General features: G+C 72.5%; 23 protein-coding genes and 1 pseudogene. 11 read left to right on the top strand and 13 right to left on the bottom strand.

All coding sequences use genetic code 11. The features are described from left to right. Nucleotides 1-99: 99 nt before the first annotated feature. The 10 genes and pseudogenes from ACXKR8_RS46800 to ACXKR8_RS46755 form a co-directional block, all read right to left on the bottom strand. A pseudogene (locus ACXKR8_RS46800) lies at nucleotides 100-1,094 on the bottom strand (ABC transporter permease); the annotation flags it as partial. Further along, nucleotides 1,087-2,130 (bottom strand): ABC transporter permease, encoded by a 1,044-nt coding sequence (locus ACXKR8_RS46795; RefSeq protein ID WP_458270638.1) that lies wholly within the window; start codon nucleotides 2,128-2,130, stop codon nucleotides 1,087-1,089. The pseudogene ACXKR8_RS46800 and the gene ACXKR8_RS46795, both read right to left, overlap by 8 nt. After that, nucleotides 2,127-3,647, bottom strand: coding sequence for a sugar ABC transporter ATP-binding protein (locus ACXKR8_RS46790; RefSeq protein ID WP_458270637.1), 1,521 nt, complete (start codon nucleotides 3,645-3,647; stop codon nucleotides 2,127-2,129). The genes ACXKR8_RS46795 and ACXKR8_RS46790 overlap by 4 nt, the downstream gene beginning before the upstream one ends. Before the next feature lie 317 nt (nucleotides 3,648-3,964). Then, nucleotides 3,965-4,621, bottom strand: coding sequence for a LutC/YkgG family protein (locus ACXKR8_RS46785; protein WP_458270636.1), 657 nt, complete (start codon nucleotides 4,619-4,621; stop codon nucleotides 3,965-3,967). After that, nucleotides 4,618-6,021 (bottom strand): LutB/LldF family L-lactate oxidation iron-sulfur protein, encoded by a 1,404-nt coding sequence (locus tag ACXKR8_RS46780; RefSeq protein ID WP_458275258.1) that lies wholly within the window; start codon nucleotides 6,019-6,021, stop codon nucleotides 4,618-4,620. Before ACXKR8_RS46780 ends, ACXKR8_RS46785 begins: the two co-directional genes overlap by 4 nt. A 20-nt stretch (nucleotides 6,022-6,041) precedes the next feature. Further along, on the bottom strand, nucleotides 6,042-6,797 hold the full coding sequence (locus ACXKR8_RS46775; RefSeq protein WP_458270635.1) for a (Fe-S)-binding protein: 756 nt from the start codon (nucleotides 6,795-6,797) through the stop codon (nucleotides 6,042-6,044). An 81-nt stretch (nucleotides 6,798-6,878) separates the two neighbouring features. Beyond that, entirely contained in the window at nucleotides 6,879-8,369 is a 1,491-nt protein-coding gene (locus tag ACXKR8_RS46770; protein ID WP_458270634.1) for a rhamnulokinase, read from the bottom strand. An 18-nt stretch (nucleotides 8,370-8,387) separates the two neighbouring features. Continuing rightward, on the bottom strand, nucleotides 8,388-10,427 hold the full coding sequence (locus ACXKR8_RS46765; protein WP_458270633.1) for a bifunctional aldolase/short-chain dehydrogenase: 2,040 nt from the start codon (nucleotides 10,425-10,427) through the stop codon (nucleotides 8,388-8,390). Between the two features lie 88 nt (nucleotides 10,428-10,515). Continuing rightward, nucleotides 10,516-11,682 (bottom strand): L-rhamnose isomerase, encoded by a 1,167-nt coding sequence (gene rhaI / locus ACXKR8_RS46760; RefSeq protein WP_458270632.1) that lies wholly within the window; start codon nucleotides 11,680-11,682, stop codon nucleotides 10,516-10,518. A gap of 154 nt (nucleotides 11,683-11,836) precedes the next feature. Next, the gene (locus tag ACXKR8_RS46755) at nucleotides 11,837-12,397 is read right to left on the bottom strand and encodes a MarR family winged helix-turn-helix transcriptional regulator (protein ID WP_458270631.1); all 561 of its coding nucleotides are present in this window, start codon (nucleotides 12,395-12,397) and stop codon (nucleotides 11,837-11,839) included. A gap of 83 nt (nucleotides 12,398-12,480) precedes the next feature. Here ACXKR8_RS46755 and ACXKR8_RS46750 point away from each other — a divergent pair, with 83 nt between their 5' ends. From ACXKR8_RS46750 to ACXKR8_RS46735, 4 genes are read left to right on the top strand one after another with little or no spacing between them, the layout of a single operon-like run. Next, nucleotides 12,481-13,461 (top strand): NADP-dependent oxidoreductase, encoded by a 981-nt coding sequence (locus ACXKR8_RS46750; protein ID WP_458270630.1) that lies wholly within the window; start codon nucleotides 12,481-12,483, stop codon nucleotides 13,459-13,461. Then, a complete protein-coding gene (locus ACXKR8_RS46745) occupies nucleotides 13,458-13,922 on the top strand; it encodes a cupin domain-containing protein (protein ID WP_458270629.1) in 465 nt (154 codons plus the stop codon). Before ACXKR8_RS46750 ends, ACXKR8_RS46745 begins: the two co-directional genes overlap by 4 nt. A gap of 43 nt (nucleotides 13,923-13,965) precedes the next feature. Further along, nucleotides 13,966-14,151, top strand: a complete 186-nt coding sequence (locus tag ACXKR8_RS46740) for a hypothetical protein (RefSeq protein ID WP_458270628.1) — start codon at nucleotides 13,966-13,968, stop codon at nucleotides 14,149-14,151. Between the two features lie 33 nt (nucleotides 14,152-14,184). Then, nucleotides 14,185-15,024: an LLM class F420-dependent oxidoreductase gene (locus ACXKR8_RS46735; RefSeq protein WP_458270627.1), complete on the top strand. Its 840-nt coding sequence runs from the start codon at nucleotides 14,185-14,187 to the stop codon at nucleotides 15,022-15,024. Between the two features lie 19 nt (nucleotides 15,025-15,043). Here the strand turns inward: ACXKR8_RS46735 and ACXKR8_RS46730 are convergent, their stop codons facing one another. Beyond that, the gene (locus ACXKR8_RS46730; protein WP_462100733.1) at nucleotides 15,044-16,267 is read right to left on the bottom strand and encodes a S53 family peptidase; all 1,224 of its coding nucleotides are present in this window, start codon (nucleotides 16,265-16,267) and stop codon (nucleotides 15,044-15,046) included. A 442-nt stretch (nucleotides 16,268-16,709) separates the two neighbouring features. On the opposite strand from ACXKR8_RS46730, the gene ACXKR8_RS46725 reads away from it, so the two are divergent. Both ACXKR8_RS46725 and ACXKR8_RS46720 read left to right on the top strand, forming a co-directional pair. Next, nucleotides 16,710-17,735 (top strand): alpha/beta hydrolase, encoded by a 1,026-nt coding sequence (locus ACXKR8_RS46725; RefSeq protein WP_458270626.1) that lies wholly within the window; start codon nucleotides 16,710-16,712, stop codon nucleotides 17,733-17,735. Between the two features lie 93 nt (nucleotides 17,736-17,828). After that, on the top strand, nucleotides 17,829-18,887 hold the full coding sequence (locus tag ACXKR8_RS46720; protein ID WP_458270625.1) for a hypothetical protein: 1,059 nt from the start codon (nucleotides 17,829-17,831) through the stop codon (nucleotides 18,885-18,887). Nucleotides 18,888-18,909: 22 nt separating this feature from the next. Here the strand turns inward: ACXKR8_RS46720 and ACXKR8_RS46715 are convergent, their stop codons facing one another. Further along, nucleotides 18,910-20,187 (bottom strand): MFS transporter, encoded by a 1,278-nt coding sequence (locus ACXKR8_RS46715; RefSeq protein WP_458270624.1) that lies wholly within the window; start codon nucleotides 20,185-20,187, stop codon nucleotides 18,910-18,912. Nucleotides 20,188-20,276: 89 nt separating this feature from the next. Between ACXKR8_RS46715 and ACXKR8_RS46710 the strand changes: the two genes are divergently transcribed. The 4 genes from ACXKR8_RS46710 to ACXKR8_RS46695 all read left to right on the top strand — a co-directional run bounded on the left by ACXKR8_RS46710 (nucleotide 20,277) and on the right by ACXKR8_RS46695 (nucleotide 23,890). Next, on the top strand, nucleotides 20,277-21,299 hold the full coding sequence (locus tag ACXKR8_RS46710; RefSeq protein WP_458270623.1) for an ArsR/SmtB family transcription factor: 1,023 nt from the start codon (nucleotides 20,277-20,279) through the stop codon (nucleotides 21,297-21,299). A gap of 63 nt (nucleotides 21,300-21,362) precedes the next feature. Beyond that, nucleotides 21,363-22,295, top strand: coding sequence for an aminoglycoside phosphotransferase family protein (locus tag ACXKR8_RS46705; protein ID WP_458270622.1), 933 nt, complete (start codon nucleotides 21,363-21,365; stop codon nucleotides 22,293-22,295). An 80-nt stretch (nucleotides 22,296-22,375) separates the two neighbouring features. Next, nucleotides 22,376-22,906 carry a tetratricopeptide repeat protein gene (locus tag ACXKR8_RS46700; protein ID WP_458270621.1) on the top strand — a complete coding sequence of 177 codons (531 nt, stop codon included), beginning with the start codon at nucleotides 22,376-22,378 and terminating at the stop codon, nucleotides 22,904-22,906. Between the two features lie 324 nt (nucleotides 22,907-23,230). Further along, nucleotides 23,231-23,890, top strand: coding sequence for a peptidoglycan-binding domain-containing protein (locus ACXKR8_RS46695; protein ID WP_462100142.1), 660 nt, complete (start codon nucleotides 23,231-23,233; stop codon nucleotides 23,888-23,890). 12 nt (nucleotides 23,891-23,902) lie between these two features. Here the strand turns inward: ACXKR8_RS46695 and ACXKR8_RS46690 are convergent, their stop codons facing one another. Further along, complete coding sequence (locus tag ACXKR8_RS46690) at nucleotides 23,903-24,844, bottom strand: alpha/beta hydrolase family protein (RefSeq protein ID WP_458270619.1); 942 nt, start codon at nucleotides 24,842-24,844, stop codon at nucleotides 23,903-23,905. Nucleotides 24,845-24,977: 133 nt separating this feature from the next. Here ACXKR8_RS46690 and ACXKR8_RS46685 point away from each other — a divergent pair, with 133 nt between their 5' ends. Further along, complete coding sequence (locus ACXKR8_RS46685; protein WP_458270618.1) at nucleotides 24,978-25,859, top strand: class II glutamine amidotransferase; 882 nt, start codon at nucleotides 24,978-24,980, stop codon at nucleotides 25,857-25,859. Nucleotides 25,860-25,930: the final 71 nt, after the last annotated feature.

Genomic DNA, 25,930 nt, shown 5'->3' with positions numbered 1-25,930 from the left:
GGCGGAATGGGGTGGAGGGGTGCGGGAGGGAGGGTCAGGTGCCGCCGGCCGCGACCGGAGTCGCGTCCCGGGCCGGTGGCGGGTTCGGCGGTGGCGGGTCGGTGGCGACATCGTCCGCCGCCGGGCGCGGGCGACCGCGAGCTGCCGGGCGACCCGGGGACCGAGGACGGAGACCACCAGCAGCACACCGGTGACCACGATCTGGGACTGGGCCGAGACATTGACCAGGCTCATCACGTTCTGCAGCGCCCCGAGCAGGAAGACCCCGGCCACCGCGCCGCCGAGGGTGCCCCGGCCGCCGTCGAAGTCGATCCCGCCGAGCAGCACCGCGGCGACCACGGACAGTTCGAGGCCGGTGGCGTTGTCGTAGCGGGCACTGGCGTAGTGCAGCGCCCAGAACACGCCGGTCAGTGCGGAGACGAAGCCGGTGGCGACGAACATGGACAGCTTCAGCCGCTTCACCCGGACCCCGCTGAAGCGCGCGGCCTCCTCGGAGGCGCCGACCGCGAACAGCGCGCGGCCGACCGGGGTGGCGTGCAGCACCACCGCGGCCACCAGCAGCAGCACCGCCCAGGGGATCGCGGCATAGGGGACGAAGCTGCCGGCGATCCGGCCGGAGCCGAAGTCCAGGTACTGCTGCGGGAAGTCGGTGACCGAGTTCGCGCCCAGCACGATCTGGGCGATCCCCCGGTAGGCGGCCAGCGTGCCGATGGTGACGGCCAGTGAGGGCAGCCCCAGCCGGGTCACCAGCAGGCCATTGACCAGCCCGCAGACGATGCCGAGCAGCAGGCAGATCGGGATGATGGTCTCGATCGGGTAGCCGGCGTTCCACAGCGCGCCCAGCACCGCCCGGACAGGCCCGCGGTGGAACCCACCGACAGGTCGATCTCGCCGGAGACCACCAGCAGCGTCATCGGCAGGGCGATCATCGCGATCGGCAGGGTGTTGCCGATCAGGAAGGACAGGTTCAGCGCATTGCCGAAGTTGTCCACGAAGGAGAACGAGCAGACCAGCAGGACCAGCAGCAGGGCGCCGACGACGGTGTCCCAGCGGACCGCGTCGCGCAGCCGGGCGGCGAGTGCGGTGTCAGCCATGGCGGGCGCTCCTTGTCTCCGCTGCCCGCTTCCGCAGCACCCCGGCGACCCGCAGGGCCACGATCCGGTCCACGGCGATGGCGGTGAGCAGCAGGATTCCGTCGATGGCCTGGACCCAGACCGAGCTGACGCCGATCGAGGGCAGGACGCTGTTGATGGAGGTCAGCAGCAGTGCGCCGAGGGCGACCCCGTAGACGCTGCCGGAGCCTCCGGTGAAGGCGACACCGCCGACGACCACGGCGCTGACGACCGTGAGTTCATAGCCGGTGCCGGTGCCCGAGTCGACGTTGCCGAACCGGGCCAGGTAGAGCGCGCCGGCCAGCCCGGCGAGCGCGCCGCAGGCGATGTAGGCGGTCAGGATGCGCTTGCGGACCGGGACGCCGGCCAGCCCGGCCGCCTCCGGGCTTGAGCCCAGGGCGTAGGACTCCCGGCCGCTGCGGTAGTTCCGCAGGTAGTAGGCGACGGCCACCAGCACCACCGCGGCCAGCACCGCCAGATAGGGGATCGCCGACACTCCGTTGTGGCCGAAGTCGGTGAACCCGGACGGCAGCACCCCGGCGGTGATCTCGCGGGAGCCGACCCAGATCGAGTCGACGCCGCGGATGATGTAGAGCGTGCCCAGGGTGACCACCAGGGCCGGCACCTGGCCGATGCTCACCAGCAGGCCGTTCAGCGCGCCGAAGGCCGCGCCCAGGGCCACCGCCAGCAGGACAGCCACCAGCGGGTTGCCGCCGCCCTGCAGGAAGTTGCCGGCCGCGAAGGCGGTGATGCCGAGCACCGAGCCGACCGAGAGGTCGACATTGCGGGTGATCACCACCATCGCCTCGCCGACCGCGACCAGCACCAGGATGGTCGCGTTCAGCAGCAGGTCCTTGATCCCCTGCACCGACAGGAAGGCGCTGTTGTCGATCTGGGTGGCCACCAGCATCAGCACCAGAACAGCCAGGATGGCCAGTTCACGCATCTTCAGCACCCGGTCCAGCAGCCCGCCGGAGGCAGGGGCCTCGACCAGGACGGGTTCCAGGGTGGTGGTCATGCCGCCCTCCTCGTCACGCCGGTGGCCGCCGCCATCACCGACTGCTCGGTGGCCTCGGCCCTGGGGATCTCGGCGGCGATCCGGCCCTCGTGCATGACCAGCACCCGGTCCGCCATGCCGAGGATCTCCGGCAGGTCGGAGGAGATCATGAGTACCGCGACGCCCTGCGCCGCGAGCTCCGAGAGCAGCCGGTGCACCTCGGCCTTGGTGCCGACGTCGATGCCGCGGGTGGGCTCGTCCACGATCAGCACCGCGGGTGCGGTGGCCAGCCACTTGGCCAGCACCACCTTCTGCTGGTTGCCGCCGGACAGGGTGCCCACCAGATCGCCCAGCCGGGCGTACTTGACCTGCAGCTTGACCGCCCAGTCGACGGCGCGGCTGCGCTCGGCCGCGCGGCTCATCAGCCCGGCCCTGGAGGTCCCGCGCAGTCCGGTGAGCCCGATGTTGCGCTCGATCGACATATTCATCACCAGGCCCTGCGCCCTGCGGTCCTCGGGGACCAGCGCCAGCCCTGCGGCCATGGCCAGGCTGGGCGCACCGGGCTTCAGCGGCTTTCCGGCCACCTCGACCGAGCCGCCGTCCCAGCGGTCCACGCCGAACACGGCGCGGGCCACCTCGCTGCGTCCGGCGCCGACCAGGCCGGCCAGGCCGACGATCTCGCCGCCGCGGACCTCGAAGGACACATCGGTGAAGACGCCCTCCCTGGTCAGCCGGCGCACGCTGAGCGCGACCTCGCCGACCTCGGCGGGCAGCTTGGGGTAGAGCTCGTCCAGGTCGCGGCCGACCATCCGGCGGATCAGGTCGTCCTCGCCCAGGCCCTCGACCGGCTCGCTGGCGATGAAGCCGCCGTCGCGCAGGGTGGTGACCCGCTGGCACAGGGCGAAGACCTCCTCCAGCCGGTGCGAGATGAAGAGGATCGCCGCGCCCTGCTCGCGCAGCGTGCGCACCACCCCGAACAGCCGGGCCACCTCGCTGCCGGTCAGGGCGGCGGTGGGCTCGTCCATGATCAGCACCCGGGCGTCGAAGGAGAGCGCCTTGGCGATCTCGACCAGTTGCTGGTCGGCGATGGACAGGCCGCGGGCGGGCTGGTCCGGGTCCAGGTCGACGCCGAGCCGGCGGAACAGGTCGGCGGTGGCGGCGTGCACCGCCCTGTGGTCCACCCGGCCGAGGGAGCGGCGCGGCTGGCGGCCCATGAAGATGTTCTCGGCCACCGACAGGTCGGGGAAGAGCGTCGGCTCCTGGTAGATGACGGCCACGCCGGCGTCCCTGGCGTCGGCCGGGCCGTGGAAGACGACCGGCTCACCGTCCAGCAGCACGGTGCCCTCGTCCGGACGGTGCACTCCGGCCAGCGCCTTGATCAGGGTGGACTTGCCCGCGCCGTTCTCGCCCGCGAGGGCGTGCGCCTCTCCGCCGTACAGCTCCAGGGAGACCCCGCGCAGGGCGCGGACGGCGCCGAAGGACTTGCTCACCCCCTCGAGTGCGAGGACCGGAACGCGGTCCGGAGCTGGGTGGGTCATGGGGAGTCTCCTGGCTCTCGGGGCCGGTGCGGCCCGGGCTGTTCTGCGACCTGCTGAACTGAATTGTTTCAAAGGAGTTGCCGTGAAGTTAGCTTCGGCCTCGGGGGGCGTCAAGGGATGCTCGCGGCCATGGCATACCGTGCGGCCACCGGGGTCGTTGGCGGCCCGGCCCCGGCACAAACCCCGACCTGCGCAAACGTGGTGTTCATGGGTGGTCGAACACGATTGACACGATTCAATAACATGTCGTTCAACTGCGCCGGACGGGCGCTCGGTACTGGTGCCCGAGGGGAATTGAAACGTTGTTCATTCATGGGTCATCCCAGCAGCACGACGTCGAGGGTGCGCGGGCCGTGCACGCCCTCCACCCGGTCCAGTTCGATGTCGCTGGTGGCCGAGGGCCCGGAGATCCAGGTCTGCGGACGGCGCGGGTCCAGTCGCGGCAGCGCCAGTGGCACCGAGGCGACCACCTGCCCCGGCACCCGGACCACGCACAGATGGTGGTCCGGAACCAGGGTCAGCGCGCGCCGGCCCTGGCCGGGACCGCCGTCCAGCACCAGGGTGCCGGTCTCGGCGACGGCCAGCGAACAGCGCGTCAGCACGCTGTCGACCGCGTCCAACCGGGCCGGTGCGAACGGCTGCTCGTCCTGCAGCACCTCGACCCCGCAGGCGGCGAGCCAGGAACCGGGGATCCCGGGCGGGACCACCAGGCTGCGCGAGCCGTGTCGGGCCAGCAACCGCCCGATCAGCGACGGTAGTTGGGACTCTGCCGGGCAGCGATGCACCCGGGCGCGGTAGTCGGCGAGGTTCCGCGCCAGCAGCTCCACCAGGGCCGGGGGATCGTCGGGCTGATGGCTCACCCGGTAGTCCCGGAGCACCGGCTCCGGCTCGGGCGCGTCCTGGACGGCGGCGCGGATCCTGGCCAGGGTCTGATCACGGACGGCGGTCGGGGTCTGTTCTCGTACGGAGGTCATGGTCGGTTCTTCCTCCACCAGTCGCGGAAGGGTTCTTCCGGAAATTCGGGCAGGTCACGGCTGTGGGACCAGGCCTTGGCCGGGCCGATCGGGAGCTTCCTCGGGTGCAGCCCGCGGGTCTTCGCGGCGACGCGTTCGGCCGCCCCCAGCGCGGCGGGGTGGTCCAGCAGCCAGCCGGCGGCCTTCATCACGGCACGTTCGGCCCGGTGGCCGGAGCCACCCTGCTCGACCACCTGTTCGCGCAGATGGACCAGCACCTCGGGGATGTCGATGGCGACCGGGCAGACCTCGTAGCACGCCCCGCACAGGGTGGAGGCGAACGGCAGCGAGGCGTCGATCGCGCTGGTGGTGCCGCGCAGTTGCGGGCTGAGGATGGCGCCGATCGGACCCGGGTAGACGCTGCCGTAGGCATGGCCGCCGGCCCGCTCGTAGACCGGGCAGACGTTCAGGCAGGCCGAGCAGCGGATGCAGCGCAGCGCCTGCCGGCCGACCTCGTCGGCGAGGGTGTCGGTGCGGCCGTTGTCCAGCAGCACCAGATGGAAGTCCTGCGGGCCGTCGCCGTCGGTGGTGCCGGTCCAGGTGGAGGTGTAGGGGTTCATCCGCTCGGCGGTGGACGAGCGCGGCAGGAGCTGCAGGAACACCTCCAGGTCGCGCCAGGTCGGGATGACCTTCTCGATGCCCACCACCGAGATCAGCGTCTCCGGCAGGGTCAGGCACATCCGGCCGTTGCCCTCGGACTCCACCACGACCAGCGTGCCGGTCTCCGCGACCAGGAAGTTCGCCCCGGAGACGCCCACCTTGGCCCGGAGGAACTTCTCCCGCAGGTGCAACCGTGCTGCCTCGGCCAGGTCGGCCGGTTCGTCGGTCAGTCCCTCGGGGGCCGGGCGGCCCCACTCCCCCATGCTCGCCGCGAAGATCTCGCGGACCTCGCCCCGGTTCCGGTGGATCGCCGGGACCAGGATGTGCGACGGGCGGTCGTCGCCGAGCTGGACGATCAGCTCGGCCAGGTCGGTCTCATAGGCGGTGATCCCCTCGGCGGCCAGCGCCTCGTTCAGCCCGATCTCCTGGGTGGCCATCGACTTGACCTTGACCACCTCGGTCTGGCCGGTGGCCTTGACCAGGTCGGCGACGATCCGGTTCGCCCCCTCGGCGTCGGCGGCCCAGTGCACCGTGCCGCCGGCCGCGGTGACCTGCTGCTCCGCCTGGACCAGATAGCGGTCCAGGTGACGCAGCGTCTGATCCTTGATCCGCTTGCCGGCCTCACGCAACTCGGCCCAGTCGTCCAACTCGGCCACCGCGTGGGCGCGTTTGTCGCGGATGGTACGGGTGGCCCGGGTGAGGTTGGTCCGCAGCCGCAGGTCCTTGGTGGACTCCTTGGCTGCCTGCGGGAAGGAGGGCATGCCGAGGTAGGTGCTGTCGCTCACTGGAACGGCTCCGTCCGGGTGGAGGCCAGGATCTCGGCCAGGTGCACGGTGCGCATCGGGGAGTCGGCCCGGCGCAGGGTGCCGCCGAGGTGCAGCAGGCAGGAGTTGTCGGCGCCGCAGAGCACCTCGGCGCCGGTGGACAGGGCGTGGCGGACCTTGTCCGCGCCCATCGCGGCCGAGACGTCCGGGTTCTTGACCGCGAAGGTGCCGCCGAAGCCGCAGCACTCCTCGGCCCCGGGCAGGTCCACCAGCTGCAGACCGTCCACGGCCTCCAGCAGTTGCCGCGGCCGCTCCCCCAGGCCCAGCATCCGCAGGCCGTGGCAGGACGGGTGGTAGGTGACCCGGTGCGGGTAGTACGCGCCGACGTCGGTCACCCCCAGCACGTCCACCAGGAACTCGGTGAGGTCCAGCACCCGGGGCGCCAGCGAGGCGGCGGCCTCGGCCAGGGCGGTGCCCCGGCCCTCGGCGGCGGCCCTGGCGCCGATCCGCGGGTAGTTGTCGCGGACCATGGCGGTACAGGAGCCGGAGGGGGTGACCACGTAGGGGTAGCCCGCGAAGACCTCGGCCATCCGGGCCATCAGCGGCTCGGTCGCGTGCCGGTAGCCGGTGTTGTACTGCGGCTGGCCGCAGCAGGTCTGCCCGGCCGGGAACTCCACGGTGACGCCCAGACGCTCCAGCAGCACGGTCACGGCCCGGCCGGTGCGCGGGTGGATCGCGTCATTGACGCAGGTCAGGAAGAGTGCGACGCGCATCGCGGCTCCTAGGGGTGGGCAGGAACGCTCAGGGTGGGACGCTCAGGTGGGTCGCTCAGGGTGGGGGTGGAGCGGGGTCGCTCAGACGGGATGGACGCGCGCGGCGGCCGCCGTCCAGGCGGCCGGGTCGCCGCGCGGGCGGTAGTGGGTGACCTGCTGGGTGTCGGCCACCAGTCGGCGCATCTCGGCGCGGTCGCGGACCAGGCCGTGGGCACGGGCCTGGACCAGGACGTTGCCCAGCGCGGTGGCCTCGGCCGGACCCGCCACCACCGGCAGCCCGGACGCGTCCGCGGTGAGCTGGCACAGCAGGCCGTTCCGGCTGCCGCCGCCGACCAGGTGGATCACCGAGACCTCACGTCCCGCCAGTCGGCCTGCCTGTCGCAACGTCCTGGCGTGGGCCAGTGCCAGAGCCTCCAGAATGGTGCGCACCAGCGAGCCCCGGTCCGGCGGCGGGCGCTGCCCGGTCCGCAGGCAGAACGCCTCGATCCGGGACGGCATGTCGCCGGGCGCCAGGAACTCCGGGGCGTCCGGGTCGATCACGGCGGCGTGCGGGCGGGCCCTGGCCGCCTGCTCCAGCAGCGGGCCCAGTGCGTACGGCTCACCCTGGCCTTGCCAGGTCCGCTGGCACTCGCTGAGCAGCCACAGGCCCATGATGTTGCGCAGATAGCGGGTGGTGCCGTCGATGCCGAGTTCATTGGTGAAGTTGGCCGCCCGGGAGGCCTCGCTGAGCACCGGCGCGTCCAGTTCGAGTCCGGCCAACGACCAGGTGCCGCAGGAGACATAGCCGAAGTCCGGCCGGTCGGCGGGGACGGCGACCACGGCCGAGGCGGTGTCGTGCGAGGCGACGGCGGTCACCGGCGTCCCGGCCGGCAGCCCGGTGGCGGCAGCAGCCTGCGGCAGCAGGGTGCCGCAGGGGTCGCCGGGGTGCCGCAGCGGCGGCAGCAGGTCGGCGCGTATGCCGACGGGCCCGGTCAGCGCGGCCGACCAGGTGGCCGCCCGGGTGTCGTAGAGGCCTGTGGTGGAGGCGTTGGTGGCCTCGGCACCGATGGTGCCGGTGAGCCAGTAGGTCAGCAGGTCCGGGATCAGCAGCATCCGCTCGGCCCGGCCGAACTCTGGACGACCTGCCTCGGCGGCGAGTTGGTAGAGGGTGTTGAACGGCAGGTGCTGCAGTCCGGCGATCCGGTAGAGCCTGGCCGCGCCGATCCGCTCCCGGACCCGCTCGGCCACACCCTCGGTGCGCCGGTCCCGGTAGTGGTACGGGGTGCCCAGCAGCCTGCCGGTCGCGTCCAGCAGCCCGTAGTCCACGGCCCAACTGTCCAGCCCGATCGAGGTGATCCGACCGCCGGCGGACGTGTGCGCCGCGCGCAGTCCGTCCAGGACGCCCCGGTAGAGGCCGTGGATGTCCCAGTGCAGTCCGGTGGAGTCGCGGACCGGGGCGTTGGGAAAGCGGTGCACCTCGGTCAGGTCCAACCGGCCGACGCCGACCCGGCCGAGGACCACCCGGCCACTGGTCGCGCCGAGGTCGGCAGCGGCGAATAGACCCTGGGGAATGGTGAGTTGATTGGATGTCATGAATTGCCTGACGTGATGTCAGCGAAGGAACGCGGCGGCGACGCCGGCGTCCACGGGGATGTGCAGGCCGGTGGTGTGGGTGAGGTCGCCGCCGGTGAGCGCGAACACCGCGGCGGCGACGTGCTCGGGCAGCACCTCGCGCTTGAGGATGGTGCGTTGGGCGTAGAACTCGCCGAGCTTGTCCTCCGCGATGCCGTAGGTGGCCGCGCGCTGGGCGCCCCAACCGGCGGCGAAGATCCCCGAGCCACGGACCACTCCGTCCGGGTTGACGCCGTTGACCCTGATCCCGTGCTCACCCAACTCGGCTGCCAGCAAACGGACCTGGTGCGCCTGGTCGGCCTTGGCAGCGGAGTAGGCGATGTTGTTCGGCCCGGCGAAGACCGCGTTCTTGGACGCGATGTAGACGATGTCGCCGCCGAGCCCCTGCTCGGCCATCAGCCGGGCGGCCTCGCGGGAGACCAGGAAGGAGCCGCGGGCCATGATGTCGTGCTGCAGGTCCCAGTCGGCGGCCGTCGTCTCCAGCAGCGGCTTGGAGATGGAGATGCCCGCGTTGTTGACCACCAGGTCCACCCCGCCGAAGGCCAGCGCGGCGGCCTTGAACGCCTCGGCGATCTGCTCCTCGCTGGTCACGTCCACGGTGACGGCCACGGCCCGGTCGGAGCCGCCCAACTCCCGTGCGACGGCGACGGCGCTGTCCGCGTTCAGGTCCGCGACCACCACGCAGGCGCCCTCGGCCACCAGGCGGTGCGCGATCGCCCTGCCGATGCCGCTGGCCGCGCCGGTGACCAGGGCGACCCGGGTCGCCAGCGGCTTGGGCACGGGCATCCGCCGCAGCTTGGCCTCCTCCAGCGACCAGTACTCGATGGCGAACTTCTCCGACTCCTCGATCGGGGCGTAGGACGACACCGACTCGGCTCCGCGCATGACGTTGATCGCGTTGAGGTAGAACTCACCGGCCACCCGCGCGGTCTGCTTGTCCTTCCCGAAGGTGAACATGCCGACCCCGGGGACCAGCACGACCGCGGGATCCGCGCCGCGGATCGCCGGGGAGTCCGGCGTGGCGTGGCGGTCGTAGTAGGCCTGGTAGGCGGTGCGGTACTCGGCGTGCAGCTCGCGCAGCCGCGTCTTGGCCTGGTCGAGGGGTGCGTCGGCGGGCAGGTCGAGGACCAGCGGGCGGACCTTGGTGCGGAGGAAGTGGTCCGGGCAGGAGGTCCCGAGAGCCGCCAGCCGCGGGTGCTCGGCACGGGCCAGGAAGTCCAACACCGGTTCGGCATCGCTGAAGTGACCCACCTGCGGGTGGTCGGTGGACGCGAGCCCACGGATCAGCGGGGCCAGCGCGGCGGCCCGCTCCCGGCGCTCGGCCTGCGGCAGCGCGGCGTACCCGTCCAGCGGCGGGCCGAAGGGCTCGGGCCGGCCCCGCTCGGCGAGGAAGGCCTCGGCGGTGCGGATGATGTGCAGCGAGTTGGCCTCGGCCTGCTCGCTGCTGTCGCCCCAGGCGGTGATGCCGTGGCCGCCCAGGACGCAGCCGATGGCCTGCGGATTCGCTTCTTTGATGGCGGCGATGTCCAGGCCGAGTTGGAAGCCGGGGCGGCGCCAGGGCACCCAGGCGACGGTGTCGCCGAAGCAGTCGGCGGTCAGCTTCTCGCCGTCGGCGGCGGTGGCCAGCGCGATGCCCGAATCGGGGTGCAGATGGTCCACGTGGGCGGCCTCGACCAGGCCGTGCATGGCGGTGTCGATGGACGGCGCGGCGCCGCCCCGGCCGTGCAGGCAGTAGTCGAACGCGGCGACCATCTCGTCCTCGCGCTCCACCCCCGGATACACGGCAGCCAGGGCCCGCAGCCGGTCCAGCCGCAGGGCGGCCAGGCCGGGCTCGGTCAACGTGCCCAGGTCACCGCCGGAGCCCTTCACCCAGAGCAGCTCGACGGCGCTGCCGGTGGCCGGGTCGACGGCGGTGCCCTTGGCGGAGGTGTTCCCGCCGGCGAAGTTGGTGTTGCGCGGATCCGAACCCAGCCGATTGGAACGCGCCAGCAGGGCGGCGACCTCGGGATGGAGCGACATGGTGGCAGTCCTCAATGCGGGGAGTGGGGAGGGAGTCCGTTGCGGGTCGGCGGCGGTGGCGCGTCGCCGGGGGCCGGCCGTCAAGGCGCTAGGCGCCCCAGCCGGCCTGGTGGCCGCCGACGCGGGTGGCGGCGATGTGCTGCTGCCAGCCGGTGGCGGCGTAGGCGGCGACGGGGTCGGGGGCGAGCCCCTGTTCGGCCCGGACCTCGCGCAGCAGCGGACGCACGTCCGTGTTGTAGGCGTCCATCAGCACCGCGTTGGCCCCGAGCACGTCACCGGCCTGCTGCGCCGCCCGCAACGCCGTCAGGTCGACCAGCAGCGCCTTCGCGGTGGCCTCCTGGACGTTCATCACCGAGCGGATCACCGCCGGGATCTTGGCCTCGATGTTGTGGCACTGGTCGAGCATGAAGGCCACTCCGCGCTCCGGCGCGAACCCGTTGTTCTTGACCACCTCGTGCAGGATCCGGAACAGCTGGAACGGGTCGGCCGAACCGACCATCAGGTCGTCGTCGGCGTAGAAGCGGGAGTTGAAGTCGAAGGCGCCGAGCTTGTCCTCGCGCAGCAGGAACGCGACGATGAACTCGATGTTGGTGCCCGGCGCGTGGTGCCCGGTGTCGACGACCACCTTGGCCCGCTCCCCCAGCCGCAGGCAGTGGGCGTAGGAGGTGCCCCAGTCCGGCACGTCCGTGGTGTAGAAGGCGGGCTCGAAGAGCTTGTACTCGAGCACCAGCCGCTGGTCCGCGCCGAGCCGGGCGTAGACCTCGTCCAGGGCCTCGGCCAGCCGGTCCTGACGGGCGGTGACGTCATCCTGGCCGGGGTAGTTGGTGCCGTCGGCGAACCACAGCTTGAGGTCCCGCGAGCCGGTGGCGTCCATGATGTCCACGCAGCGCAGCAGGTGGTCGACCGCCTTGCGGCGCACCTTGGGGTCGGGGTGGGCGACGCTGCCGAGCCGGTAGTCGTCGTCCTGGAAGGTGTTGGAGTTGACCGCCCCCAGCATCAGCCCCCGCTCGGCGGCGAAGGCGCCCAGCGCGGCGTAGTCGTCGACCGTGTCCCACGGGATGTGCAGCGAGACCCGCGGGGCCACCCCGGTCGCGGCGTGCACCTGGGCCGCGTCCTCCAGTTTCTCGAACGGGTCGCGGGGCACGCCCTCCTGGGCGAACACCTTGAACCGGGTGCCCGAGTTGCCGTATCCCCAGGACGGAGTCTCGATCTCCTGGGCCTTCAGCGCCGCCTTCACCGCGGACAGATCCGTCATGGGATTCCCTGTCATTCTTTAAATGAATCGTTTCATGCACGGGCAATCTAGCCCCACCACAACACCTCGTCAAGAGACGGAAGCAGCTAGGCAGGCTGCGTGAGTGACGATTCAAACCCCGCGCGTGAGTCCATAGCCCCGCACGGGTGCGGGTTCAGCCGGTGCGCGGCTTGCGGCGCGGCGCCGCCGAGCGGGGCGGGACGGTGCGCATATGGGTGCGGACCCGGCCGAGAACCCCCTCCAGCACCGCGAGGTCGCACTCGACCAGCGGCGCGAACAGCAGCCGCCGCACCACCTCGACGTGACCGGGCAGCACCCGGCCGAGCAGCTCCCGGCCCTGCTCGGTGGCCGCGACCATGACGCTGCGCTCGTCCTCACCGGAGGGCGTCCGGGTCAGCAGCCCGGCCTTGGCCAGCTGGGTGACCTGGTAGGTCAGCCCACTGCGGCTGTGCACCAGCCGGTCGGCCAGGTCGGTCATCCGCAGCCGCCCGCTCGGTGCGTCCCCGAGCACCGCGAGGATCTGGAACTGGGTGTAGCTGAGGCCGCCCTCGTCGCGAAGCTGCTGGTCCACCGCGTGCTGGAGCAGGCTGCTCACCTCCATCAGGGCGAAGTAGGCGGACAGCTGCTCAGGGGCCAGTGGCTCTGGAGCCAGTGGCCCTGGAGCCAGTGGCCCTGGAGCCAGTGACTCAGCGGCCGGGGGGTCGATGTCGGGCATGCCACAGATTCTACTTGCAACGAATTCGAAGCAGTACTACAGTCGTGATTGCTTCGAATTCGCAACAAGTCGAGGAGTCTCCCATGAAGGCCATTCGCTTCCACGAGTACGGCGACACCGGCGTCCTGCGCTACGAGGACGCCGAGCAGCCCGTCCCCATCGCCGGTCAGGTCCTGGTCAAGGTCGTGGCCACCTCGTTCAACCCGGTCGACGCCGGCATCCGGGCCGGCTATCTGCAGCAGGTCTTCCCGCTGGCGCTCCCGCACATCCCCGGTATCGACCTGGCCGGCACGGTGGTCGGCACCGGCCCCGGCGTGACCGGCTGGACCGCCGGGGACCAGGTGGTCGGCTACCTGCCGATGGCGCTCGAAGGCGCCTTCGCCGACTTCGTGGCGGTCCCGGCCGAGCTGCTGGCCGCCGCGCCGACCACCGTCCCGCTGTCCACCGCCGCTGCTCTGCCCGCGGCGGCGCTGACTGCCTGGCAGGCGCTGTTCGAGCACGCCGGACTGCGCGCGGGGCAGCGGGTGCTGGTCAACGGCGCGGGCGGCGGTGTCGGCGGCTTCGCCGTGCAGCTGGCCAAGCAGGCCGGGGCGTTCGTCATCGCCACGGCCAGCCCGCGCAGTGCCGACGCGGTCCGGGCGGCCGGCGCCGACCAGATCGTCGACTACACCGCGACCACCCCGGCCGAGGCGCTGACCGAACCGGTCGACGTGCTGCTCACCCTGGTCCCGGCCGCTCCCGAGCAGCTGGCGGCCCTGGTCGCGCTGGTCCGGCCCGGCGGGGTGGCGGTCACCACCGTCACTCCCACCGAGGGCGACCCCGACCGGGACGTGCGGGGCGTGAGCATGGAGCTGCGCGCCGACGCCGGCCAGCTCGGCACCCTCGTCAAGAAGGTCGACGCGGGCGAGCTGCGGGTCGACGTCACTGCCAGCTACCCGCTGTCGCAGGCCGCGGCGGTGCACGAGCAGAGCGCTGCCGGCCAGATCCGCGGCAAGGTCGTCCTCATCCCCGCCACCGACGTCCCCGCCTCCGACGTCCCCGCCACCGATGGAGCCACGGCATGAGCATCCCCTACCTGGCCCAGCCCGAGCAGCAGCAGAAGCTGGAGTGGCTGGACGGCATGTTCACCGTCCTGCTCGACAGCGCGGCCACCGACGGCCAGTTGACCGTCGGACGCTTCACCGTCAGCAAGGGCCAGGCCCCGCCGTACCACGTGCACACCCGCGAGGACGAGGTGTTCATGCTGATCAAGGGCACCGCCCTGGTCTGGTCCGACGACCAGGAGATGGAGCTGTCCGAGGGCGGCATCGTCTACCTGCCCAAGAACGTGCCGCACGGCTACCGGATCACCTCCGACACCGCCGACCTGCTGATGATCTGCACCCCCGGCGGCATCGAGGGCATGTTCCGCCACTCCGGACACGACCTGTCGACCCCGCGTCCCGAGGGCTTCCAGATCTCGCCCGAGCAGTTGGCCGAGGGCGCCGATCTCTACGGCCAGATCATCCTCGGCCCGCCGCGCTGACGGAGCGTCACGCACCCCATTCAGCTTTTGGAAAGGCACCACCATGAGCCGGCAGCAGCGCCAGACCCTCGACGAACTCCTGCGGCACGGCCCGCTCGACATCGGCGGCGACGTCGCCGAGGAGGGCACCCTCGGCGGCGTGCCGGTGGTGACCGTGGAGACCCCGGGCAACGACCCGTCCGCCGCCGCCTTCACCCGCCGCCACTGGGCCACCCCGGTCCAGCCCTGACCGCCCGTTCGCGGCACGGGTAGTTTGGGGGCCATGCGCTTCGCCTTCAAGACCTCGCCGCAGAGCACCACATGGGACGCCATGCTCGCGCTGTGGCGGGCCGCCGACGACATCGAGCTGTTCGAGTCGGGCTGGACGTCCGACCACTTCCACGCCATGCACGGCGACGATCCCTCCGCCGCACGTCTGGAGGGCTGGATCGCGCTGACCGCGCTGGCGCAGGCGACCCGGCGGCTGAGGCTGGGGACGCTGGTCACCGGCATCCACTACCGGCATCCGGCGGTGCTGGCCAATATGGCCGCCACGCTCGACGTGGTGTCGGGCGGGCGGCTGGAGCTCGGTATCGGGACCGGCTGGAACGAGCAGGAGTCCGCCGCCTACGGCATCGAACTCGGCAGCGCACGGCAGCGCAGCGACCGGTTGGAGGAGGCCTGCCAGGTGCTCACCGGGCTGCTCTCACCGCAGCAGACCACCACCTTCAAGGGACGCTACTACGAGTTGACCGAGGCCCGGTGCAACCCCAAGCCGGTCCAGCAGCCCCACCCGCCGCTCTGCATCGGCGGCAGCGGCGAGAAGCGCACCCTCCGCACGGCGGCCCGCTACGCCCAGCACTGGAACTTCGACAGCGGGACGCCCGAGCAGTTCGTCCGGGCCCGGACCGTGCTGCACCAGCACTGCGCGGACGTCGGGCGCGACCCCGCGGAGATCCTGCTGTCCAGCCAGGTGCGGTTCACCGGCGATCCGGCCGAGACGGCCGCCACCGCCGCGGCCCTCGGCGCGGCCGGAGCCGAACTGGCGATCGTCTACCTGCCGACCCCGTACACCCCGGCCGTACTGGAGCCGCTGGCCGGCGCGCTGTCCGCCCTGACCTGAGCGGGTTCGATGAGCGCGGTCAGCCGGTGAAGGCGGCCAGGCCGTTGGGGGTGCCCAGGCCGGTGGGGCCGTCGTAGCCGGTGCCGGCGGTGCACAGGTAGGCGGGGGTGCAGCCGGCGGTGGCGCCGGTGGTGACGTCGTTGAGGGCGTCGGGGTGGGCGTAGGCGTAGGCGTCGGCGGCGGGGACGCCCGCGCTCGGGGTGCCGGCGTCCGCGTAGACGGAGGCGATCAGCGGGGAGGCGACGCTGGTGCCGCCGTAGACCTGCCAGCCGGAGGCGCCGTAGCTGTCGTAGACGGCGACGCCGGTGGCCGGGTCGGCCACCGCCGAGACGTCGGCGACGGTGCGGTTGGCGCAGCCGGTGTCCTGCTGCCAGCTGGGCTTGGGGTCGTCGGCCGAGCAGCCGGAGCCGGCGCCCTCGGTCGAACTGGTGGACCACACCGACTCGCCCCAGCCGCGGCTGCTGGAGTCCCGGGTCAGCGCGGTGCCGCCGACGGCGGTCACATACGGGGACGCGGCGGGGTACTCGACGCCGTAGCTGCTGTCGCCGGAACTGGCGGTGATGGCCACACCGGGGTGGTTGAAGTACTGGCTGTCGTAGCCGGCGTCACCGGCGCTCTCGCCGCCGCCGTAGCTGTTGGAGACGAACTTGGCCCCCAGGGTCACCCCTCGGTTCACCGCGGTGCCCAGGTCGGTCATGCTGGCGGTGGTGGCCTCGACCAGGATGATGTGGGCGTTGGGCGCGATCGCGGAGACCATGTCGAGGTCCAGGGAGATCTCACCGGACCAACCCGAGTCAGCGGTGGGGTAGTTGGTGCCGCCGTTCTGGTCCACCTTGCTGAAGCAGCCGCTTGCCGCGGTGCAGGCCGGCAGGCCGTACTGGGAGCGGTAGACCGCGAGGTCGGCGGCGGCGTTGGGGTCGTCCTGCGCGTCGACGATCGCGACCGTCGCCCCGGCTCCCCCGTTCGCGGGCAGGTTGTAGGCGCTGAGGAGGTCGACGGGACCGTAGCCGGCCGGGGTGGCGTCGGCGGAGACCCCCTGCGCGGTCAGGGCCTTGGGTTCACTCACGTTGGTGCGGACCAGCGCGAGGCAGGACATCGTCCCGGCGTGGGCGGGCGCGGCGCAGAGCTGCCGCACGTGGGCGGTGGAGCCGGCCGCCGCACCGGCCGGGGCGGCCGTGGCCAGCGCGGACAGGGCCAACGCGGCCGAGCCGAGGACGGGGAGTGCTATCCGGCGGGCGGACATGGTGCGGGCGTGCGCAGTGCGGGCGGACGCAGCGGTGGTGGTGGTACGCAAGGTGGTGCCTCCATGAGGTGGCTGGGCGCACGGTTCCGCGTGAGGGCACGGAGTCGCGGCATCAGTGGCGGATCGCGCCGGGCGTAGTGGAATCGGCGCTACCGCTTGACCGTGCGCCATCAAACACCCCTTACGGGGTGGTAACAAGGCCTCTCACCCGGCCACGCGCGTCACGGGAGCCGGTCCCGCCAGGGATCGGAAGCCCGGGCCGTCCGCGTTCGCGCAGGTCAGCGGGGTCAGCAGCGACCGGCATCGGGACAGACCAACGACAGCTCGACCGGCCCACCCTGCACAGGACGCACACGGGAGCGACCGACCGCCCTCACGACTGGGTCGTCCGGCGTGAACGAGAATGACAGGCTGATGGTGCTTTCCCTACGAAGGAGTCCGCATGCTGCCCTGGAAGGCCGACCTGGCTGGACGGATCGAGGAGCACGTCCTCGTCAGTGAGTTGCTGCGCGGGAACGTCCTGGGTGATCCGTTCGAGCGCCCGCTGAACGTCTATCTGCCGCCCGGGTACGACGACGACCCCGACCGCCGCTATCCGAGCGTCTATGTGATCCAGGGCTACACCGGGCACCTGGCGATGTGGTCCAACCGCACCCCGTTCCGCCAGCCGTTCCCGGAGACCGCCGACGCGCTGTTCGCGGCCGGCACGCCGCCGGTCATCGTGGTCTTCGTCGACGCCTGGACCTCCTACGGAGGCAGCCAGTTCGTCGACTCCCCCGGCACCGGCCAGTACCACTCCTATCTGTGCGAGGAGGTGCTCCCGTTCGTCGACGCGCACTACCGCACCCTGGCCGACCGGGACCACCGGGCGATCTCCGGCAAATCCAGCGGCGGCTACGGGGCCATGATCACCCCGATGCTGCGCCCGGACCTCTTCGGCGCCCTGGCCACTCACGCCGGGGACGCCCTGTATGAGTACTGCTATATCGCCGAGTTCCCGCAGGCGGTCCGCGCGCTCCGGTCATGGGACGGCAATATCGCCAAATGGTGGGACGACTTTCGCACCCGCGCCGCGCTCACTCGGCCCGAGGACGCGGTGCTGCTCTCCACCCTGGGCGTGGCGGCCTGCTTCTCCGCCGACGAGGACGGCACCCCGCAGCTGCCGTTCAACCCGGTGACCGGGGAGATCGTCCCCGAGGTGTGGCAGCGCTGGCTGGACCTCGACCCGGTGCGGATGGTCCCCCGGCGCCTCGATGCCGTCCGCTCGCTGCGGGCGGTCTGGATCGACGCGGGGGTGCGCGACGAGTACTACCTCGACCTCGGCGCGCAGGCGTTCCACCAGGCCCTGCAGGCTGCCGGATTGCCGGAGGAGTCGATCCACTTCGAGCTCTTCGAGGGCGGGCACGGCGGAATCGACTACCGCTACCCGCTGGCGCTGGACTGGCTGGCCCGACGCATCCAGCCCTGAGGCGGGGCGGGGTGTTGCCGGCGCGGGCGCACCCCGCCGGCGGCGCGAGCGGTAGCCTCCTCCCTCAACGGCAGCCACCAGGAGGGGACTCGGATGAGCAGCGCGTTCGGCAGGATAGCCGCGGGCCTGGGACGTCGTCGGCGTCGCTGGGCCCGCGCGCTGCGGTGGCTGCCCACCGTCGCCCTGGTGGTCCTCGGGATCCTCGTGTTCATCCCGGGGACCGACGACGACCTCGCCACCGACAACATCTGGCTCTCCGCCGCACTGCCGATCTGGCTGCTGGCCGGGACCTGGCCGCTATGGCGCGCCCCGGACCGCGACGCGCCCGAGGGCCTGCGCTGGCGCCGCCGGCATCGCCGCGCCTGCTGGCGGGGGTCCGCCCTGCTGCTCTTCGGTTCCTGCTTCGCGCTGATCAGTTGCGCGTACTGGGAGTGGCGCCGCGACGGGGACAGCGGATACGACCACTACGACCACCTCAACCACCTGGCGTCGGTGAGCGGGACCACCGCGCTGTGGCTGCTGCTGTTCTCGCCGCTGCCCGGGCTGCTCGACTTCCCGCTGTGGCGGCTGTGGCCCGCCCCGCTGCGCCGCGCCGCCACGCTCGGCGTGGTGGCGGAGGAGCTGATGAAACCCAACCGCTTCCAACTCATGTACAGCGGAGTGGTACCGGCCCCCGGCTTCGATCCCGACCGGGGCTGGCTCGGCCGCCCGATGCCCACCTTCGAACGCCGGCCGCGATCCGGGCGCGGTGCTCCGCTCACCATCCGCCCGCGGATCGCCGGGAGGAAGCGAAAGAACCCGGTCCGCGACCGGGACGCCGCCCTGGTCTGGGACGGCGAGGCGATCACCTTCACCGACGACTACGGGCGGAGCGTCACCGTCCCGATCGAGCGGGCCGCCGAAATGGTCGAGGTGCGCGAGAGCATCGGAAGCAGTGTCGACAGCGTGCTGATGCTGCTCGACGCCGACGGACGCTGGCTCGCCAGCATGCCCGAGCCCGGCTTCTTCCAGCACGAGGCGGCGACGCTGGCCGTCACCGCCGGAATCCCCTTCGCCGGCTATGAACTCGGGCGCTCCGAAAGCAGGGTCAGGTCGCTGCGCCCCCGGCTTTTCCCTGCCGCGCCTGGCAGCGCCGTCCTCCCGAAGCGCTGACCGAACGTCAGCCGGCCGGCGGTCAGTCGGCCGGCGCTGCTTCGGCCCGGGACGGGGATGGTTGCCAGCTGAGGATCCAGCCGCTGGTCAGCACCGCCGCGACGCCCGCCAGCGCCATCGCGCCGCCGGTCCCGGTAGCCGCAGCCAGCACGCCGAAGCAGGCCGGGCCCAGGCCCTGCAGCGTCATATTGCCGGAGCCGAGCAGCCCGAAGGCCTGGCCCTGGCCGTCCTCGGGCAGCGCATCCAGGAACGGCCGCTGCAAGCCGAGGCCGTAGGCGAAGCCCAGGCCGCAGAGCAGCAGCAGACCGGCGGCCGCCACCGGGCCGGGACCGGTGGCGAAGCCGACCAGCGGCAGGCCCATCAGCGCGACCAGCGGGACCACCAGCCGTTCCCTGGTGGGCGGGCGCAGCAGTCGGCCGGCCACCAGGTCGCCGATCAGCATCCCGATCGGCAGACACCCCATCAGCACCGCGTACCAGCCGGGTGCGAAGTGGCGCCCGCCGGTGTAGGCGACGATCAGGCCCTCCGCCCCCGCCACGAACGCGGAGGGCAGCCACTGGGCCAGCATCAGTCGGCGTACCGTCCGACCGCGCAGCAGCAGGCCGGCCCCGCGCAGGCTGGCCCGGACGGCGCCGCCTGCCGTGGCACCCTCCGTGGAACCGGCAGCTCCCGAAGACGCTGGGGCCGACGCGGCCGTCGCGGGCAGCCGGAACCGGACGGCGAGCGCGCAGCCCAGATACAGCGCGGCGCTCACCCCCAGCGCCTGATGCGCGCCGAGTACCGCGACCGCCGCACCGCCCAGGGCCAGGCCCAGCAGCTGCGCGCTGGAGGAGGCCATATTGTTCAGCGAACGGCCCAGTACATAGGCGTCGCCCTTCAGCCAGTTCGCGACCAGCCGACTCGACGCGCCGCTGAACACCGGGGTGGCGAAGGCGACCAGCGCCACCACGCCGAGGCTTGCCGCGATCGGCATCCGCACCAGGGCGAGCAGCAGCGCCGCGGCGCACTCCAGCGCGTAGCCGCCGGCGATCAGCGCGCGCGGCGGCAGCCGGTCGGCCAGCGAGCCCAGCAGCAGCGAGCCGAACAGCTGCGGCAGAAAGCCGATGCCAAAGGCCAGCGCGCTGAACAGCGCGGAGCCGGTGGTGGCGAAGACCAGCACCGAGAAGGTGGTGATCCGCAGCGAGTCCGCGGTGATGGCCACGCTGCGGGTCAGGAACAGCAGCCGGAACCGCGGCTCGGCCAGCACCTCCCGATAGGTGGCGCGCGGGGCGTCACGGGAGGGTTCGACGGTTGTGGTCATGACGGTCAGCCTCCCCGCGCGACCGCGGGGCGCGCCAATGATTCGTCCCTGGACGAATGAAAGCGGTCCCGGCCTTGTAGCATGAGGCCGTGCTCCGCTTCGAAGCCTCGATCGAGGACCTGCTGCGCAGCCGCTTCGCGCTGTCGCCGGCCATGGAACTCTGCAAACTGCTGCGCTCGCTCGCCGGGCGGGACCGGCCGCTGCCGCGCGCCTGGGCCGCCCGGCTGATGCCGGCCTTCGAACGGCTACGCCGCGAGACCGAACTGGACGCCGCCCTCACCCTGCACACCCCGCAGTCCGGCGCGGACTTCATTGCGCCGCCGCCGCGCGGCCTGCGCCAGACCTGGGCGGACGACCTGGCCGCGATCCGGGCGACGCCGCTGGAGACCGCCCGCCGCGAATTCGCCGACTTCCCGGCCACGGCGTCCTCCCGTGATCCGCGGGTCCGCGCGGTGCTGGACTCGGCGGACGCGGTCCCCAGGATCGCCGAAGCGATGGACCGGGCCTGGCAGGAACTGCTCGCCGCCGACTGGCCGCAACTGCGTGCGATCTGCGAACGCGACGTGGTGCACCGGGTGGGGGTGATCGGCGAGGAGGGCTGGGGCGCGGCCGTCGAAGGCCTGCACCCGGACATCGTCTGGCGCGCCGGTGGCATCGAGCTCGCCTCCTTCAAGCGGGGCGGGACGGTCCGGCTGGCGGGGGAAGGGCTGCTGCTGATCCCCTCGGCCCTGGTCGGGCCCTCGATCGCCACGCACATGGACGACCCCTGGCCCAAGACCCTGGTCTACCCGGCCCGGGGCACCGCCGCGCTGTGGGAGGAGCCGGAGGCCGCCCCCGGACCTGACGCGCTGGTCGCACTGGTGGGCCGGGCCCGGGCCCGGTTGCTGCTGGTGCTGGACGCCCCGGCCAGCACCACCCAGCTGGCCCGCAGCCTCACCATGACCCCGGGCGCGGTGGGCGACCACCTGGCGATCCTGCGCGACGCCGGGCTCCTGGTCCGCGCCCGCTCCGGCCGGTCGGTGCTGTACCGGCGCACCCCCCTCGGCCAGGCCCTGGTCGGCGGCGCGAGCAGGGCTGACGCCCCGTCACCGGGCCCTCGGCGGACGGATTAGCGCGTTGCCTGGTGCGGATCAACCCGTTTGCGTGGCGCGGGGGCCGAAGGCGAGGCTTGCGGGATGACTGTGACTCCCCCCGACGGCCGGGCCGGCATCGACGCCGCGCTGGTGAAGCGACTGATCGCCGCGCAGTTCCCGCAGTGGAGCACGCTGCCCGTCGTCCCGGTGGAGGTCGACGGCTGGGACAACCGGACCTATCGCCTCGGTGACACGATGACGGCCCGGCTGCCCACCGCCCCCGGCTATGTCCCCGCGGTCACCAAGGAGAACCACTGGCTGCCCCGGCTGGCGCCGTCCCTGCCGGTCGCCGTTCCACCGGTCCTGGCCGAGGGCGCCCCGGGCGAAGGGTATCCGTTCCCGTGGTCGGTCCGCGGCTGGCTGCCCGGCCGGACCGCCGCCCCCGGCCTGATCGGCGACATGCCGCGGTTCGCGGTCGAGGTGGCCCGGTTCATCCGCGCCCTCCAGCGCTGCGACGCCACCGGCGGACCGCTCGCGGGGGCGCACAGCTGGTACCGGGGGGCGTCACCGGCCCACTACGACGACGAGACCCGCCGCTGCCTGGCGACACTCAAGGGCCGGGTCGACACCGACCGGCTAGCCGCCGTCTGGGACGCCGCCCTCGCCGCGGAATGGCACGGGGCGCCGGTGTGGTTCCACGGCGACATCGCGCCGGGCAATCTGCTGGTGGCCGACGGCGAACTGACGGCCGTCATCGACTTCGGCACGTCGGGCGTGGGTGACCCGGCCTGCGATCTGGTGATCGCCTGGGGACTGTTCTCCGGCGCCGGCCGGGAGGCGTTCACCCGCACGGTCGGCCAGGACCCGGGCAGTTGGGCCCGGGCCAGGGGCTGGGCGCTGTGGAAGGCGCTGCTGGTCCTGACCGAGTGCATCGACACCGACCAGGAACGGGCCGCCGAACAGCATCGCGTGCTCGGCGAGGTGCTGGCCGACCACGACCGCTTCCACCCGTCGCGGCAGACGGGCCCGAGCTGATCCCACGACGGTGACGGCAGCCGCCCTGCTGATCCGGCCGGCGACTGTGGCAGCCCGACGACTGTGGCAGGGTGGGCGGCATGGACGATCAAGCCGAGGACGCCCCTTCCCGCGACGCGCTGCCGCAGGATGTGCTCGCTCAGGCCGTGCGGCTGCGTCAGCAGGGCACCGAGCAGGCCAGGACCCGACTGGTCGCTCTCAGCGAGCAGCACCCGCGGCTGGCCGGCGTCGTCTACCAGACCGCATGGGTGCACGACACGCTCGGGCTGGAGGCGGAGGCCGTCCCGTTCTACCGGCGCGCCCTGGAGCTGCCGGGCCTCCCGCCCGAGGACCGGCACGGGGTCTTCCTCGGCCTGGGCAGCACCTACCGGATGCTGGGCCGCTACGACGAGTCGCTGGCCACCTTGCGCCTCGGCCTGGCGGAGTTTCCCGACGACGCCGCGCTGCTCACCTTCCTCGCCATGGCCCTGCACTGCGACGGACAGTCCGGCGAGGCCGTCCGCACCCTGCTCCTGGTGTCCGTGGCCACCAGCGCCGACCCGGAGGTGCAGGCCTACCGCCGCGCCATCACCGCCTACGCCGACAGCCTCGACAGCGGCGAGACCCGGTAGCGCCCGCCGCAGCAGCGTGCGCGACGGGAAGCCGCCAGTGGTGGCATGATGCACTTCGCCGTCCCCGCCGCCCCTCTGATTCCAGACGCCGCAGGCAGGCGCCACCTGGCGCGGGCGGAGGTCAGCGCAGCCACGGAGCAGATGTGGCCTGTGCCGTACGAGAGCGAGAACGCCGAGCATGAACGCAGCGCGCAGCACCGAACCCGATGGCCTGGTCCGCCCCTACGCACCCCGGGCCGACCAGGCCGAACCGCTCGGGCCGGTGCCCGTGCCCGCGGCGATACCAGATGCCGGGGCATCGGCCGGTTCCTGGACCACGGCGGTGTGGGAGCGACCCCGGGCACCGAGGACGCCTCCCCCGAGCCCCCTGCGCCCGCTGCGCCTGCCGGCAGCCAGCTGACGCCCGCTCGGCCCGGGCGCCGTTCGCGGCCCGTGCTGCTCGCCCTGCTGGTGCTCGGGGCGACGGCGGCCGCCGTCGTCACGCTGGTGGAGGTGACCGCACCCTCGGGTGGTGCCCCGGCCAGGGCGCTGCCGGCCGTCGGCGCTTCGCCCGACGCCGGCGGTGCTCTGCCCACGGCCGCCGCCGCCACGGCTACCGCCTCCGGGGCGCAGCCGCCGTCGGGCGGCTCGGTATCGCCGCGGAACCCCGTACCAGCGTCCGCCGCCGCCTCCGCCGTGCCCGCCGCCGGTGCTCGCGCCGGCTCCTCCGCCACTGCCACCGGGACCGCATCAGGACCCCTGTCGGCACCGCGGAACCAGTCCGCAACCCCCGCGGTACTGGAGCCTGGCGACCGCGGCGCGGATGTCGCCGACCTGCAGCGGCAGCTGTTCGACCAGGGCTTCACCTATGCCGCGGTCACCGGTGTCTTCGACCAGGCCACCACGCGCGGCGTCACCCAGCTCCAGCAGAACCGCGGGATCACCGGCGACCCGGCGGGCGTCTACGGTCCCCACACCCGTGCCGCGCTGGAGGCCGGTGACTGAGCCGGGGCCGGGCTACTTGGAGACGACCCGGCCGACCGCGTCGGGTCCGGTCGTCAGTGCGTCGCGCGCCGTCTGCCAGGCGGAGTCGCCGGGGTGGAGCTCGCTGCGGAGGTAGGCCCAGGTGAGCCGTTGGAGCGCGGCGACCCGCTCGGGGTTCTCGTCCGTGGTCTCGGCGACGTCGTAGCCGGAGATCCCGCCGAGCCCGTGCTCCGCGCCGAACAGGGTGAGCAGGGACTTGGGCCCCGGGGAGAGCGCATACGGGTCCGCGTGCCAGTCCGGGCCCTGGACGGTCAGGTGGGGCGAGGAGTCCTTGTCGCCGGCGACCACGAGCGCGGGCGTCGACATCCGGGAGAAGTCCGTGGTCGAGAAGAACGAGTAGTTCTCGAGCACGAACGCGGTCAGCGCGTCGCCGCCCCTGCCGGGTGCGGCCAGCAGCACCCCCGCGGTGATCCGGGGATCGGCCAGGTCGGCCACCGTTCCGTCGTCGGGGTCGGTGAGCCGCGCGCCCAGCAGCAGGCTCGCGGTGTGCCCGCCCATCGAGTGCCCGGCCACGGCGACCCGGCCGTGGTCCAGGCGGCCCCGGAGCTGCGGGACGGCGGTCTCGATCTCGTCGAGCCGGTCCAGGATCCGGCTCATGTCCTCGGCCCGCGACCGCCAGTACATCGGCGCTCCGGGGGTGCCGGGCTCCAGGCTCAGTGTCGTCGAGCTCAGATGGGTCGGCTGGATCACCGCGAAGCCGTGCGCCGCCCAGAAGTTGACCAGAGGGGCGTAGCCGTTCAGCGAGGAGAGGTTGTGGGAGTGGCCCTGGCCGTGCGAGAGCAGGATGACCGGCAGCCCACTCCCGGTCAGCGGCGCGGAGACCCGCAGCTCCAGGTCCACGGCCCGGCCGGGAACGGACAGCACCACCGGACTGACCGAGAGGACCGGGGTGGGCGCGAAAGTCGATTCAGCCATGGCGGGATGCCCTTCCTGTTTAAGCGGAGCGTTGTTCCACTTAATATACGGAGCAGTGTTCCGCTTTGTCAAAGACCCCCGGCACGCCGCCCCGCCGCGGTTCGGGATCTGCCGAGGGGGCAGGTGGTGGGACATGTGTCGCCTCTTCGGTCTCTCCAGCGCGCCCCGTCGGATCCAGGCCGCCTTCTGGCTGCTGCAAGCCCCTGACAGCCTGGAGTCGCAGAGCCGGGCCAATCCGGACGGGACCGGGATCGGGGTGTTCGCCGAGGACGGCGCCCCGGTGGTGCACCGCCAGGCGATGGCCGCATGGCAGGACCAGGAGTTCGCCCTGGAAGCCAGGAACCTGCGGTCGCAGACCTTCGTGGCCCATGTCCGCTTCGCCTCCACCGGCGGCCTCACCGAGGCCAACACCCACCCGTTCGAACAGGAAGGCCGGTTGTTCGCCCACAACGGCGTGGTCGAGGGCCTGGACCTGCTCGACGCCAGACTGGCCCAGCTGGGCGCCGACGTGCCGCGGCTGGTCCACGGCCAGACCGACTCGGAGCGGTTCTTCGCCCTGGTCACCGCCGAGATCCGGAGGAATCACGGGGACGTCGGCGCCGGGATCACCGCCGCGGCGGCCTGGGCGGCCGACCAGCTGCCGCTCTACTGCCTCAATCTCGTACTGACCACGCCGGACGGCCTGTGGGCGCTGCGCTACCCCGACACCCATGAGCTCTATGTGCTGGACCGCGCGGCCGGCGGCCCCGGACCCGCCGAGCCCCTGGACCACGCCGACAGCAGCCGACATCTGCGCGCCCGCTCCTCGGACCTGGCCGACGCGCCCTGCGTGGTGGTCGCCAGCGAGCGGATGGACCAGGACCCCGGTTGGCGGCTGATGCGGCCGGGCGAGCTGGTCCATGTCGCCCCCGGCCCGGTGCTCAGCTCCACGATCGCCCTGCCCGACCCGCCCTCGCACCAGCTGCGGACCGGCGACCTCCACCCCGCGGTGGCGGCCTCGCAGCACGCCCGCTGAGACCCGGGTCACATTCGGGCGGGCTGATGTCACACTCCTCCGGCCGGCTTCGCTCTCATGGGGTGAAACAG

This window comes from Streptacidiphilus sp. PAMC 29251, assembly GCF_054208735.2.
This window is presented reverse-complemented; position numbering and strand designations above follow the sequence as displayed.

Excerpts from the sequence above, each read along its gene's own strand:
- ACXKR8_RS46705 (WP_458270622.1), top strand. The coding sequence starts at position 21,363 with ATGACTGTGACTCCCCCCGACGGCCGGGCCGGCATCGACGCCGCGCTG.
- ACXKR8_RS46740 (WP_458270628.1), top strand. The coding sequence starts at position 13,966 with ATGAGCCGGCAGCAGCGCCAGACCCTCGACGAACTCCTGCGGCACGGC.
- ACXKR8_RS46750 (WP_458270630.1), top strand. The coding sequence starts at position 12,481 with ATGAAGGCCATTCGCTTCCACGAGTACGGCGACACCGGCGTCCTGCGC.
- ACXKR8_RS46685 (WP_458270618.1), top strand. The coding sequence starts at position 24,978 with ATGTGTCGCCTCTTCGGTCTCTCCAGCGCGCCCCGTCGGATCCAGGCC.
- ACXKR8_RS46770 (WP_458270634.1), bottom strand. The coding sequence starts at position 8,369 with ATGACATCCAATCAACTCACCATTCCCCAGGGTCTATTCGCCGCTGCC.
- ACXKR8_RS46700 (WP_458270621.1), top strand. The coding sequence starts at position 22,376 with ATGGACGATCAAGCCGAGGACGCCCCTTCCCGCGACGCGCTGCCGCAG.
- ACXKR8_RS46765 (WP_458270633.1), bottom strand. The coding sequence starts at position 10,427 with ATGTCGCTCCATCCCGAGGTCGCCGCCCTGCTGGCGCGTTCCAATCGG.
- ACXKR8_RS46730 (WP_462100733.1), bottom strand. The coding sequence starts at position 16,267 with ATGTCCGCCCGCCGGATAGCACTCCCCGTCCTCGGCTCGGCCGCGTTG.
- ACXKR8_RS46790 (WP_458270637.1), bottom strand. The coding sequence starts at position 3,647 with ATGACCCACCCAGCTCCGGACCGCGTTCCGGTCCTCGCACTCGAGGGG.
- ACXKR8_RS46780 (WP_458275258.1), bottom strand. The coding sequence starts at position 6,021 with ATGCCCTCCTTCCCGCAGGCAGCCAAGGAGTCCACCAAGGACCTGCGG.
- ACXKR8_RS46725 (WP_458270626.1), top strand. The coding sequence starts at position 16,710 with ATGCTGCCCTGGAAGGCCGACCTGGCTGGACGGATCGAGGAGCACGTC.
- ACXKR8_RS46720 (WP_458270625.1), top strand. The coding sequence starts at position 17,829 with ATGAGCAGCGCGTTCGGCAGGATAGCCGCGGGCCTGGGACGTCGTCGG.
- ACXKR8_RS46735 (WP_458270627.1), top strand. The coding sequence starts at position 14,185 with ATGCGCTTCGCCTTCAAGACCTCGCCGCAGAGCACCACATGGGACGCC.
- ACXKR8_RS46785 (WP_458270636.1), bottom strand. The coding sequence starts at position 4,621 with ATGACCTCCGTACGAGAACAGACCCCGACCGCCGTCCGTGATCAGACC.
- ACXKR8_RS46775 (WP_458270635.1), bottom strand. The coding sequence starts at position 6,797 with ATGCGCGTCGCACTCTTCCTGACCTGCGTCAATGACGCGATCCACCCG.
- ACXKR8_RS46795 (WP_458270638.1), bottom strand. The coding sequence starts at position 2,130 with ATGACCACCACCCTGGAACCCGTCCTGGTCGAGGCCCCTGCCTCCGGC.
- rhaI (WP_458270632.1), bottom strand. The coding sequence starts at position 11,682 with ATGACGGATCTGTCCGCGGTGAAGGCGGCGCTGAAGGCCCAGGAGATC.
- ACXKR8_RS46715 (WP_458270624.1), bottom strand. The coding sequence starts at position 20,187 with ATGACCACAACCGTCGAACCCTCCCGTGACGCCCCGCGCGCCACCTAT.
- ACXKR8_RS46755 (WP_458270631.1), bottom strand. The coding sequence starts at position 12,397 with ATGCCCGACATCGACCCCCCGGCCGCTGAGTCACTGGCTCCAGGGCCA.
- ACXKR8_RS46690 (WP_458270619.1), bottom strand. The coding sequence starts at position 24,844 with ATGGCTGAATCGACTTTCGCGCCCACCCCGGTCCTCTCGGTCAGTCCG.
- ACXKR8_RS46745 (WP_458270629.1), top strand. The coding sequence starts at position 13,458 with ATGAGCATCCCCTACCTGGCCCAGCCCGAGCAGCAGCAGAAGCTGGAG.